Consider the following 14,338-nt stretch of genomic DNA (forward strand, 5'->3'; position numbering starts at 1 on the left):
TTCTGGAAGATCATGAGTTACCGAACTCCCGGTCAAAGACGTCCAGCAGTTCATCGGTGGAGGCGTCCCGGATATCGCTGTCCGTGTCGTCGCCGTATTCCGCCGTATCGCCGTCGCGGTACTGGCTCAGCGCACGCTCCAGCCGCTTGGTGATATCCCTTCGGTCACCGCTCTCCGTCCGCAGCATCGAGAGACCGGCTTCCAGCTTTTCGATGGTGGCCAGCACCGTCGCGACGGGGTCGGGCTCGTTCGCCACCACCTCGCCGAGGATGTGGTCCGCGAGTGCGGCGGAGGTCGGATAGTCGAAGATCAGGGTGGCCGGCAGCCGCAGACCGGTGGCGGTGTGCAAACGGTTGCGCAGTTCCACGGCGGTCAGCGAGTCGAAGCCCAGCTCGGTGAACTGCTGGTCCGCCTTCATCTTCGCGGTCTCCGCATGTCCGAGGACCGCGGCGACATGGGTGCGCACCAGATCGAGCACCATGCCGGACCGTTCGGCCGCCGGTACCGCCCCCAGCCGGTCGCCCAGCGATACCTCCGCCACGACCGGTCCGGCTGCCGCCGCCCGCCGTGCGGGGGCCCGCACCACTCCGCGCAGCACCGCGGGGATGTCCCCCGACGCCGCGAGCTTCCGCGGGTCCAGGTCCATCGGGAGCACCACGGCCGGACCGGCCACGGCGGCCGCGTCGAGCAGTGCCACCCCCGCCTCGGAAGACAGCGGTACCAGCCCGCCGCTGCCGATGCGCCGCAGGTCGGCCTCGCCGAGCTTGCCGGTCATTCCACTGCTCCGCGCCCACAGGCCCCAGGGCAACGAGACCGCGGGGAGACCCGCCGCCCTCCGGTGCGCGGCGAGCGCGTCCAGGAAGGTGTTGGCGGCGGCGTAGTTGCCCTGTCCCGGCGCGCCGAGGATGCCAGCGACCGAGGAGAACAGCACGAACGCGGACAGGTCCAGGTCCTGGGTCAGCTCGTGCAGATTCCAGGCGGCGTCCACCTTGGGCCGCAGCACCCGGTCCACCCGGTCGGGGGTCAGCGAGGTGATCACCCCGTCGTCGGTGACGCCGGCGGTGTGCACCACCCCGGTCAGCGGAGCGTCCGCCGGAATACCGGCCAGCACCGCGGCGAGCGCGTCCCGGTCGGCCGCATCGCAGGCGAGGATCTCCACCCGGGCGCCGGCTTCGGTGAGTTGGGCCCGCAGTTCCTCGGCGCCTTCGGCCGTCGGGCCGCTGCGGCTGGTCAGCACCAGGTTCCGTACGCCGTGTCCGGACACCAGGTGCCGTGCGACCTCGGCGCCCAGCACACCGGTCCCGCCGGTGATCAGCACCGTGCCTCGGGTGTTCCACACCGGGGCGCTGTCCTGCCCGGACGGTGCGAGCACGGCCAGGCGGGGCACCGACAGGACTCCCCGGCGGATCGCGGCCTGCGGTTCACCGGCGGCGATCAGCGCGGGCAGCTGCGCCATCGAGGTGTCCTCGTCGTCGAGGTCGGCCAGCACGATCCGCCCCGGGTGCTCCGACTGCGCGGAACGCAGCAGGCCCCAGACCGGCGCGGTCGCCAGGTCGGCCGGTGCCCCGTCGGGTGAGACCGCGCCCCGGGTGAGGACGATCAGCCGGGTGTCCGCGAGACGTTCGTCGGCCAGCCACGTCTGGACCGTGTCCAGGACGCTGTGCACCGCCGCACGCGCCGCGGCCGGCGTCGCCTCCGTCCCGGCACCGGTCGCCGGGACCGCTACCGGCAGCACCACGAAGTCCGGTGCCGCGCCCTGGCCCGCGGCGTTCGCCGGCTCCGGGCAGGTGCTGACGTCCCCGCCTGCCCGCCGCAGGGTTTCGGCGATCTTCCCGTCATCCGGACCGACCACGGTCCAGCTACCGGATACCGGCTCGGCGGGCGCCTCTTCGAGGGCGGTCCAGGCGAGCTCGTACAGCGCTCCGCACCGCGTGGTCGAGCCGAGCTGTTCGGCCGGCACCGGCCGGGTCACCAGCGAATCGATGGTCGCCACCGGCGCACCGGTCTCGTCGGCCACCAGGACCTGCACCCCGCCGTCACCGGTCGGCGAGAGACGGACGCGCAGTGCGCTCGCACCGACGGCGTGCAGCCGGACACCGGTCCAGGCGAACGGCAGCCCCGATACGGCGTCCCCGAGCAGTCCCACGGTCTGTAGCGCGGCATCGAGCAGCGCAGGGTGCAGGGCGAACTTCGCCGCATCGGCTCCCGGCTCCTCGGGCAGGGCCACTTCGGCGTACACCTCCGCGCCCCGCCGCCAGGCCGCGCGCAGCCCCTGGAAGACCGGCCCGTACGCGAAGCCGACCGAGACCAGTTCCTCGTAGAACCCGTCCACCGGGATGGGCTCGGCATCGGCCGGCGGCCAGACGGTTTCGCTGAAGCGCACCGGTGTATCGGTCGCGACGGTCAGTGTGCCGGTCGCATTCCGGGTCCACTCCAGCTCGGTCTCGTTCTCGTTCCGGGAATACACCGCGAGTTCGCGGCGCCCGTCCCCGGCCGACTCCTCCCCCACCGTGACGCGCAGCTGCATTCCGCCGTGCGGCGGGAGAATCAGCGGGGCGTGCAGGGTGAGTTCGTCCAGGAGATCGCAGCCGACCTGGTCCCCGGCCTGGATGGCCAGTTCGACCAGGGCGGTTCCCGGCAGCAGAACGGTGTCCATGATGGTGTGGTCGGCCAGCCACGGATGGGTGGCCAGGGACAGCCGCCCGGTGAGGACCACCGCATCCGGCAGGCTGACCGCCGCGCCGAGCAGCGGATGGTCCGCGGCGCCCAGCCCGATCGAGGACACGTTGCCGCTCCCCGCGTTGGCCGGCAGCCAGTAGTTCTGCCGCTGGAACGCGTAGGTGGGCAGCGCCACCCGGCGGGCCCCCGGGAACAGCGGGGTCCAGTCCACCGCGACGCCACGGGCCCACAGCCCGCCCAGTGCGTCAATCAGCGCTCCGGGTTCGGGGCGGTCCTTGCGCAGGGTCGGCTGGAGGGTGGTGGGGGCGGTGGTAGTAGTGGCCGTCTGCGGTAGGCAGTCCTGGGCCATGGCGGACAGGACGCCAACGGGGCCGAGTTCGAGGAAGGTGGTGATGCCTTCGGCGTGGGCGGCCTGGATACCGTCGTGGAAACGGACGGCTTCGCGGACGTGCCGCACCCAGTACTCGGGATCGCGGAGTTCGGCGGGGTCGGCGAGACGGCCGGTCACGTTCGAGACCAGCGTCAACTGAGCGTTTTTGTAGGTCAGTTGGTCCAGGACCGTGCGGAATTCCGCCAGCATCGGGTCCATCAGCGGCGAGTGGAAAGCGTGGCTTACGCGCAGCCGCTTGACCTTGCGGCCCTCCGCCTCCAGGGCGGCGGCGATCTGCTCGACCTCGGTCTCGGCGCCGGAGATCACGACGGACTCGGGGCCGTTGACGGCGGCGATACCGACCTGCTCCCGGCCCTCCAGCAGCGGCGCGACCTCGTCCTCCGAAGCCCGCACCGACGCCATCACGCCACCGGCCGGCAGGGCCTGCATCAGCCGCCCACGGGCCGCGACCAGCTTCGCCGCATCCGCCAGCGACCACACACCGGCCAGATAGGCGGCCGTGACCTCACCGATGGAATGCCCCAGCAGCACCTCCGGCGTCACGCCATGGGATTCGATGAGACGGTAGAGGGCGACTTCGAGGGCGAACAGCGCCGCCTGCGCATACTGCGTCTGATCGAGCAGGTCCTCCTCGCCCCAGACCACCTCACGCAAAGGCCGCGGCAGCAGACCGTCCAGCTCCCCGCACACCTCATCCCAGGCCCGCGCGAACACCGGGTAGGCGTCGTACAGCTCACGGCCCATGCCGAGTCGCTGCGCGCCCTGGCCGGTGAACAGCACACCGACCCGGCCATCGCCGACGGCCGCTGTGGGGTGCTCGCCCGCGGCCAGTCGTCCGGCCGCGGCCAGCAGGGCATCCCGGTCCGTCCCGGCAACGACCGCGCGGTGCTCCAACGCCGCGCGAGTGGTGGCCAGTGAGAACCCGATGTCGGCCGGGGCCAGTTCCGGGTGTTCGGCGGCGAAGGACACCAGCCGTGCCGCCTGCGCGTACAGGGCTTCCTGCGTCCGCGCGGAGAGTGTCCAGGCCAGCGCATCGGCAGACCCGCTCGCGGCGGACGCGGCCGCGCCGGGTTCCGCCTTCGCGAGTTCCGTCTTGGTGGCTTCCGCCTTGCCGGCCTCCGTCGTGACGGGTTCCTCTACGGGAGCCTGCTCAAGGATGACGTGGGCGTTGGTGCCGCTGATGCCGAAGGCGGAGATACCGGTCCGGCGCGGGCGGCCGGTCTCCGGCCACTTCCGAGTCTCGGTGAGCAGCTCCACCGCGCCCACGGACCAGTCGACATGCGGGGTGGGCTCGTCCACGTGCAGAGTCTTGGGCAGCAGCCCTTGCTGGAGCGCGTAGACCATCTTGATGACTCCGGCCGCACCGGCCGCCGCCTGGGTGTGCCCGATGTTGGACTTGACCGCACCGAGCCACAGCGGCTGGTCGGCGGGCCGGTTCTGCCCGTACGTGGCGAGCAGCGCCTGGGCCTCGATCGGGTCGCCCAGCGTCGTACCGGTGCCATGTGCCTCCACCGCGTCCACCTCGGACGCTTCGAGACCGGCGTTGGCGAGCGCCTGACGGATCACCCGCTGCTGCGACGGACCGTTGGGGGCAGTCAGACCGTTGGACGCACCGTCCTGGTTCACCGCCGAACCCCGGACGACAGCCAGGACCGGGTGACCGTTCCGCCGGGCATCCGACAGCCGCTCGACGAGCACCATGCCGGCTCCTTCGGCCCAGCCGGTGCCGTCCGCGGCGGCGGCGAACGGCTTGCAGCGGCCGTCCGCCGCGAGACCGCGCTGCCGGGAGAACTCCACGAAGTTGCCGGGGGTGGCCATGACGCAGACACCGCCGGCCAGGGCCATCGAGCACTCCCCGGAGCGCAGCGCCTGGATCGCCAGATGCAGTGCCACCAGTGACGAGGAGCAGGCCGTGTCCACGGTCACCGCGGGCCCTTCCAGGCCGAGTGAGTAGGAGATACGGCCGGAGAGCACACTGCCCGCGCCACCGGTGGTGAGGTAGCCCTCGATGTCCTCGGGGACGTTTCCGTCGGCGGGCGCGTAGTCGTGGTAGTTGATCCCGGTGAACACCCCGGTCTGGCTGCCGTTCAAGGCCAGCGGGTCGATGCCCGCGTTCTCGAAGGTCTCCCAGGCGGCCTCCAGCAGAATGCGCTGCTGCGGATCGGCCGCCAGGGCCTCCCGGGGGCTGATCCCGAAGAAGCCGGCATCGAACTCGCCCGCGTCGTAAAGGAATCCGCCCTGCTGGGTGATGCTCTTGCCGGTTTCGGCGGAGTCGCTACCGAACAGGTTGTCCAGGTCCCAGCCGCGGTTCACGGGGAAGCCGGAAATGGCGTCCCCGCCGCTGGTCACGAGCTGCCAGAGGTCGTCCGGCGAAGCCACCCCTCCGGGGTAGCGGCAGGCCATGCCGACGATCACGATGGGGTCGTCGTCGACGGGCCGCGCCACCGGAACCGTGGCGACCGGCGCGGCCACCGTGCCCAGCAGTTCCTCGCGTACGTAACGGGCGAGGGCCTCCGGGTTCGGGTAGTCGAAGATCAGCGTGGCCGGCAGGGTCAGCCCGGTGGCCGCGTTCAGCCGGTTCCGCAGTTCGACCGCGGTGAGGGAATCGAAGCCGAGTTCCTTGAAGGCCCGTGTGGTCCCCACGGCGTCGCCGCCGTCGTAGCCGAGGACGGCGGAGGCCTGCCGGCGGACCAGCTCCACCAAGGTCCGCTCGCGCTCCGCCTCGGTCATCGGGCGCAGTCGCTCGGCGAGGGTGTCGGCCGTTGCGCTGCCGGTGGTCACGGCACGGCGCCGGACCCGCACCAGGCTGCGCAGCAGCGACGGAACCTCTCCGGTGGCGGCGATGGCGTTCAGGTCGAGATGGGCGGACAGCGCAACCGGCCGGCTCGTGGCCATGGCCGCATCGAACAGCGCGGTGCCTTCGGCCTGGCCGAGCGGGATCATCCCGCCCCGGGCCATCCGCCGCAGGTCGGTTTCGCTGAGCTGCCCCGTCATTCCACTGGCATCAGCCCACAGGCCCCAGGCCAGGGAGGTACCCGGTAGGCCACCGAGGCGACGGTGCTCAGCGAGGGCATCGAGGAAGGAGTTGGCCGCCGCGTAGTTGCCCTGTCCGGCACTGCCGAGCACACCGGCAGCCGAGGAGAACAGTACGAAGGCCGACAGGTCCAGGTCCTGGGTCAGTTCGTGCAGATTCCAGGCCGCGTCCACCTTCGGCCGCAGAACAGTGTCGAGACGTTCCGGATTCAGCGAGCCGATGATGCCGTCGTCCAGAACACCTGCCGTGTGCACCACACCTGTCAGCGGGGCATCGGCCCGGATCCCGGCCAGCACGGCGGCCAGCGCGTCACGGTCAGCCGCATCACACGCCACGACCTCAACCCGGGCACCCAGCTCCACCAGCTCGGACTGCAACTCCCGGGCGCCGCCAGCCTCCAAGCCACGGCGGCTCGTCAACACCAAGCTGCGAACGCCATGCTCAGACACCAGGTGCCGGGCGAACAGTGCACCCAACGTGCCCGTGCCACCCGTAATCAGCACCGTGCCCTCGGAACCCCACACCGGCGCACCCTCCGACGGCGCAGTCCGCACCAGCCGCGGCACGGAGACCACCCCGTCGCGAACCGCCAACTGCGGCTCACCCGAAGCAACCGCCGCCGCAATGACCTCCACCGAGGACTGCTGCTCATCAAGGTCGATGAGCACGAACTGATCCGGGTTCTCGGTCTGCGCGGAACGCAGCAGACCCCAGACCGCGCCACCCACCGCATCCAGCGGTTCTCCGGCCACGGAGACAGCACCACGGGTCGCCACCACCAGCTTCGAACGCATGCAACGCTCATCCGCCAGCCACGACTGCACACCCTCCAGCACCCGACCCACCGCGGCCCGAACCGCCGCCGGCACCTCCAACGCACCATCCGAGCGAGGCACCGCCAGCACCACACACTCCGGCACCTCCACCAGCTCACTCAGCACGTCCGCACCCGACGCACCCAACGCAGCAGCCAGCCCCACATCCTCACCAAGGATCGCCCACGAACCCGCCACCGGCTCCGACCGAAGCGGCAACTCCGACCACTCCACCCCGAACAGCGAATCCCGGTGCCCCGGGCCGGCGACCGTCGCCACCTCCGCTTCGGAAATCGCCGTCCAGGCAATGGATTCGGCCGCGGCGACCACTTCGCCGTCGTGATCGGCGACTACGAGGGCGTAGCCGTCCCGCACGCTGGAGAGCTTGACTCGTAGCGCGGTCGCGCCCTCGGCGAACAGCGTCACACCCGTCCACTGAGTGGCGAGTTGTGTCCCGTCCGCGGCTTCCTGGCGGGTCACCGGCTGGAGCGCGGCGTCGAGCAGGGCGGGGTGCAGACCAAATCGGCCCGCCTCGCCCGCGATCTCCTCCGTGAGAGCGACCTCGGCGAACAGGTCCGCACCACGGCGCCAGGCCGCCCGAACGTTCTCGAAGACCGGGCCATGGGCGATCCCGGCGGCGGCGAGTTCGTCGTAGAGCCCGTCCACCGTCAAGGTATCGGCGCCGGTCGGGGGCCAGACCGCTTCGCCGAATCCAACGGACGCAGCGCCCGCGGCCAGTACACCGGTGGCGTGCCGGGTCCAGGGCAGATCTGCCTCGGCGTCCTCATTGCGGGAGAACACGGCCAGCTCCCGCCGCCCGTCCGCGTCGGACTCGCCGACGGTGACACGGAGTTGGAGCCCGGCGCTGTCCGGCAGGACAGGCGGAGCCAGCACGGTGAGTTCTTCCAGCAGATCGCAACCGACCTGGTCACCGGCCCGGATGGCCAGCTCCACGAGGGCGGAACTCGGCAGGACCACGGCGCCGAGCACCGAGTGGTCGGCCAGCCAGGGGTGCGTGGCCAGGGACAGCCGCGCGGTGAAGAGGTAGCCGTCGGACTCGGGCAGGGTCACGGCCGCGCCCAGCAGGGGATGCTGAGAGTCCGCCTGGCCGAGGCCGGTGGCGTCACCGGCCGCGACCACAGTGGCGGGCCAGTAGCGCTTGTGCTGGAAGGCGTACGTGGGCAGGTCGACCCGTCGGCCGGCCGGGAGCAGGGTGCTCCAGTCCACCGGGACGCCATGCGCCCAGAGCCGGCCCAGCGATTGCGCGAACCGGGACCAGCCGCCTTCGTCGCGGCGCAGAGTGCCCGTCACCACGACGGGGCTGCCCGCTTCCTGCGCCGTGTCCTCGATTCCGGGCGTCAGTACGGGATGCGCACTGCACTCCACGAACACTCCATGCCCGTCGGACAGCAGCGCCTGCACGGCCTCCTCGAACCGCACCGGATTGCGCAGGTTCTCAAACCAGTACCCGGCATCCAGCCCCTCGCCCGAGACCACCGACGCATGCACCGCCGAGTAGAACGGGATACGGCCTTCCGCAGGCGCCACCTCGGCCAGGACCGTGGCGAGCTCCTCGCGCAACAACTCGACCTGCGCGCCGTGCGAGGCGTAGTCCACCGGAATCTGCCGGGCCCGCACCTCCTGCTCAGCGCACTCCGCCAGCAACTCCTGCAAAGCATCCGGCTCACCGGAAACCACCGTGGCGGACGGCCCGTTGATGGCCGCGACAGACAGCCGCTCGCCCCACTTGGCGATGCGCTCCTCAACCGCCGCACGCGAGCCGGCAACCGACACCATGCCACCACGTCCGGCCAACACCCGCCCGATGGCCTGACTGCGCAACGCCACCACCCGGGCACCATCACGCAGGGACAAGATCCCGGCAACGCAGGCCGCAGCGATCTCACCCTGCGAATGACCCACCACGGCAGCGGGCACCACGCCGCAGTGCTCCCAGACCGCGGCCAGCGACACCATCACCGCCCACAGCACCGGCTGCACCACATCAACCCGCGCCAACGCATCCTCATCCGACAGCACCGCCATCAGATCCCAGGACACAAACTCCGACAGCGCCGCACCACACTCAGCCATCCGCCCCGCAAACACCGGGGAAGCGGCCAGCAGTTCATCCGCCATACCCAGCCACTGCGAACCCTGGCCAGGGAACACCAGCACCGCACCAGAAGCTGCCGTAGCCGCCACACTGCCCTGGACCACACCGGCACCATCCAGGCCACCGGCAAACCCACCGGCCAGCCCACGCAAGCCGCTCAACAACTGATCCTGATCGGCGCCGACCACCACGGCCCGGTGCTCCAACTCCGCCCGCAAAGCCACCAGCGAGAACCCGACATCAGCCGGGCCCACCTCCGGGCGCTGCTCCACGAAGGACACCAACCGGCCCGCCTGAGCCGCCAACGCCTGCTCCGAACGTGCCGACAGCACCCATGGCAGGGCCCCGGGCCGGGGCTCCTCAACCGGCTCGGCCGGCACGTCTTCAGGGGCTTGCTCCAGCACCACATGCGCATTCGTCCCGCTGATGCCGAACGACGACACACCCGCCCGCCGCGGACGGCCGGTGTCCGGCCATTCGCGTGCCTCGGCGAGCAGTTCGACCGCGCCGGCGGCCCAGTCCACATGCGGGGAGGGCTCATCCACGTGCAGCGACTTGGGCAGGATGCCCTGCTGCATGGCAAGGATCATCTTCATCACGCCGGCGACTCCGGCCGCGGCTTGAGTGTGACCGATGTTCGACTTGATGGACCCCAGCCACAGCGGCCGGTCCTCGGGGCGGTCCTGGCCGTACGTGGCCAGCAGCGCCTGGGCCTCGATCGGGTCACCCAGTCTCGTACCGGTGCCGTGCGCCTCCACCGCGTCCACCTCGGACGGGGACAGTCGTGCGCCGGCCAGGGCCTGCCGGATCACCCGCTGCTGCGAGGGACCGTTCGGCGCGGTCAGACCGTTGGACGCACCGTCCTGGTTGACCGCCGAACCCCGCACCACCGCAAGGATCCGGTGACCGTTGCGCCGGGCGTCCGAAAGCCGCTCGACGAGCAGCATGCCGACGCCCTCGCCCCAGCCCGTGCCGTCCGCGGCCGCGGCGAACGGCTTGCAGCGGCCGTCCGCGGACAGGCCGCGCTGCCGGGAGAAGTCGATGAACGTATCGGGGGTGGCCATCACGGTCACGCCGCCGGCCAGGGCCAGCGAGCATTCGCCGGACCGCAGCGCCTGCACCGCGAAGTGCAGGGCCACCAGAGAGGACGAGCACGCGGTGTCCACGGTGACCGCGGGCCCTTCGAATCCGAAGGAGTAGGCCAGCCGGCCGGAGGTCACACTGCCGGAGTTGCCGGTGCCCATGAAGCCCTCGACGCCCTCGCCCACGGACTGCAACTGGTGGACGTAGTCGTGGTACATGAGCCCGGCGTATACGCCGGTCGGGGTGCCGCGCAGGGTGGTGGGGTCGATTCCCGCGCTCTCCAGGGCCTCCCAGGAGGTTTCCAGCAGCAGTCGCTGCTGCGGGTCCATGGCCAGCGCCTCGTTCGGGCTGATCCCGAAGAATGTGGGGTCGAAGTCCGCGGCGCCGTCCAGGAAACCTCCCTCGCGCGTGTAGGAGGTGCCCTGGTGGTCGGGGTCCGGGTGGTACAGGGCATCGAGGTTCCAGCCGCGGTCGCCGGGGAAGGCGGAGATGCCGTCCCGCCCGGTTTCCAGCATGCGCCAGAGGTCCTCGGGGCTGTGCACGTTGCCGGGCAGGTGACAGGCCATACCGATGATGGCGATGGGTTCGTCCACCGTCGTACCGGTGGCGACGCCGGTGACTGTCGGCTGGTCCCGGTCCCCGACCAACTCGTCCCGCAGGTGGTCCAGCAGCGCGGCCGGCGTCGGGTAGTCGAACACCAGGGTCGCGGGCAGCCGGAGGCCGGTGGCCGAGTTGAGCCGGTTGCGCAGTTCGACCGCCGTCAGCGAGTCGAATCCGAGGTCCTTGAATACCTGGTCGATACGGACCGCACCCGAGTTCTCGTAGCCCAGTACGGCCGCCACCTGGGTGGTCACCAGGTCGAGCAGCAGCTCATCGCGTTCCTCGACGGGGAGGCCGAGCAGGCGGTCGCCCAGCGTTCCGGCCGAGGTGGCCTCGGCCGCGGTGCGGCGTGCCGGAGCCCGCACGACTCCGCGCAGAATCGCCGGCACCGCCCCGGATGCCGCGAGGGCCCGCGGGTCCAGTCGGATCGGTGCGATCACGGCCTCTTCGGCGCCGACGGCCGCGTCGAACATCGCGGTCCCATCGGCCGCGGAGATCGCCAGGAACCCGTCCGCGGCCATCCGCCGCAGATGGGTGTCCTCGACCTGGCCGGTCATTCCGCTGGTGTCCGCCGCCCACGGCCCCCAGGCCAGAGAGGTACCCGGCAGACCACTGAGCCGACGGTGCTCGGCGAGCGCGTCGAGGAAGGAGTTGGCCGCCGCGTAGTTGCCCTGCCCGGCGCTGCCGAGCACACCGGCGGCCGAGGAGAACAGCACGAACGCCGACAGGTCCAGGCCCTGGGTCAGCTCATGAAGGTTCCAGGCCGCGTCCACCTTCGGGCGAAGCACGGTGTCGAGACGTTCCGGGGTGAGCGAGCCGATGATGCCGTCGTCCAGGACACCGGCCGTGTGCACCACACCCGTCAGCGGGGCATCGGCCGGAATGCCCGCCAGCAACTCCCCGAGTGCCTCCCGGTCAGCCGCGTCACACGCCACGACCTCAACCCGGGCGCCAAGCTCCGTCAGCTCGGACTGCAACTCCCGGGCGCCGCCGGCCTCCAGGCCCCGTCGACTCGTCAACACCAGGCTGCGGACACCGTGTTCGGACACCAGATGACGGGCGAACAACGCACCCAGGTTTCCCGTGCCACCGGTGATCAGCACCGTGCCCTCGGGGTCCCACACCCGCGCACCCTCCACTCCGGACGGCACGGACCGCGCCAACCGCGGCACCGAGACCGCACCGTTCCGGATCGCCAGCTGCGGCTCGCCGGACGCCACGGCCGCACGGACGGCCTGGAGCGAATTCGCCGCACCGTCCACATCGACCAGCACGAGCCGGCCCGGATTCTCCGACTGCGCGGACCGCACCAGCCCCCACACCGCGGCCGCCGCCACCTCAACCGGCTCGCTCGCCATCGAGACGGCGCCCCGGGTCACCACGACCAGCGTCGAACCGTCGAACCGCTCATCCGCCAGCCAGACCTGTACCCGCTGCAACACCTCAGCCGTGGCCCCGCGCACCGAGCCCGGAACCCCCGCGCTCGCACCGGTCTCCACGTCCGGGGACCAGGCCACATGACCCGGCACCGACTCCGCCGACGGATCCAGGACCGCCACGCCCAGACCGGCCGCCGGCACCACATCCTCGTCGGCCACCGCCCACGAGCCGTCCACGTCCCCGGCGGGCAGCGCGACCGGCGCCCACTCCACCGCGAACAACGCCTCCCGCTGTCCGCCACCAGCACTCGCCAGCTGCCCGGCGGCAGGCACCGGTCGGGTGGTCAGGGCGTCGATGGTGGCCACCGGGGCGCCCGCCTCATCGACGGCCAGGATCCGCATCCCGCCGTCACCGGTCGGCGTCAGCCGGGCCCGCAAGGAGGCCGCGCCGACGGCGTGCAGACGGACTCCGGCCCAGGCGAAGGGCAGACCGGGGCCGTCCGTGCCGAGGTCGTCGCTGAGACCGAAGGTCTGGAGTACGGCGTCGAGCAGGGCAGGGTGCAGCCCGAACTCGGCGGCCTGCTCGGCCGCGCCCTCGGGCAGCGCGACCTCGACGAACAGCTCCGCGCCGCGCCGCCAGGCCGCCCGTACGCCCTGGAACACCGGGCCGTAGCCGAATCCGGCGTCGACGAGTTCCGGGTAGAAGCCGTCCACGGAGACGGCCTCCGCCCCGGCCGGCGGCCAGGCCGCTTCACCCAGGTCCGGGACCGGGGTGGCACCTGCGGTGGTCAGCACGCCCAGGGCATGCTGGGTCCATGGCTCCGCGCCGTCCTCGCCACGGGAGAACATGGACAGCTCGCGTCGGCCGTGGGCGTCCGGACCATCCACGGTGATCTGGATCTGTATGCCGCCGGCCGACGGGATGATCATCGGCGCCTGAAGGGTCAGTTCCTCCAGCAGATCGCAACCGACCTGGTCCCCGGCACGGATGGCGAGTTCGACCAGCGCGGTGCCGGGCACCAGCACGGTGTCCATGACGGCGTGGTCGGCCAGCCAGGGGTGAGTGGCCAGGGACAGCCGCCCGGTGAAGAGGAACCCGTCAGATCCGGGCAGCGGCACCGCGGCGCTGAGCAGCGGGTGATCCGCGGCGGCCAGACCGGCCGAGGTCACATCGCCGGTACCCATACCGGTGCGGTCAAGCCAGTACCGCTGGCGCTGGAACGCGTAGGTGGGCAGGGCCACTCGGCGGGCGCCGGGGAAGGACGTCGCCCAGTCCACGACGACACCCCGCGCGTAAACGGCGCCCAGAGCCTGGAGAACGGCTTCCGGCTCGGACCGGTTCTTGCGCAGACTCGGCTGAAGGGTGACGGTCTCCGGCAGGCAGTCCTGACCCATGGCGCAGAGCACACCGTCGGGGCCGAGTTCAAGGAAGGTGGTGATGCCTTCAGCGTGGGCGGCCTGGACGCCGTCGTGGAAGCGGACGGCTTCCCGGACGTGCCGCACCCAGTACTCGGGGTCGCGGAGTTCGGCCGAGTCGGCGAGCGAGCCGGTCACGTTCGAGACCAGCGTCAACTGGGCTTCGTTGTAGGTGAGTTGCTCCAGGACCGTGCGGAATTCCGCCAGCATCGGGTCCATCAGCGGCGAGTGGAAGGCATGGCTCACCCGCAGCCGCTTGACCTTGCGGCCCTCCGCCTCCAAGGCGGCGGCGATCTGCGCCACCTCGGCCTTGGCACCCGAGAGCACGACGGACTCGGGACCGTTGACGGCGGCGATGCCGACCTGCTCCCGGCCCTCCAGCAGCGGAGCGACCTCGTCCCCCGACGCCCGCACCGACACCATGACGCCACCGGCCGGCAGAGCCTGCATCAACCGCCCACGCGCCGCGACCAACTTCGCCGCATCCGCCAGCGACCACACACCCGCCAGATAGGCAGCCGTCACCTCACCAATGGAGTGCCCCAGCAGCACAGCCGGCGTCACACCATGAGACTCAACGAGACGGTAGAGGGCGACTTCGAGGGCGAACAGCGCCGCCTGCGCATACTGCGTCTGATCGAGCAGGTCACCCCCGTCCCGGACCACCTCCGTCAGCGGCCGAGGCAGCAGACCATCCAGCTCCGCACACACCTCATCCCAGGCCCGCGCGAACACCGGATACGTCTCATACAACTCACGGCCCATCCCCAGCCGCTGCGCCCCCTGACCGGTGAACAGCACACCAAGGCGCCCCTCACCAGCCAC

General features: G+C 71.3%; 1 protein-coding gene. It reads right to left on the minus strand.

The window, feature by feature from the left end:
• Window positions 1–10: 10 nt before the first annotated feature.
• On the minus strand, window positions 11–14,338 hold a 14,328-nt coding region (locus ACZ4XD_RS14545), incomplete at its 5' end, for an SDR family NAD(P)-dependent oxidoreductase (protein ID WP_468041961.1).

It is taken from the genome of Streptomyces sp. NPDC029466 (assembly GCF_055574515.1).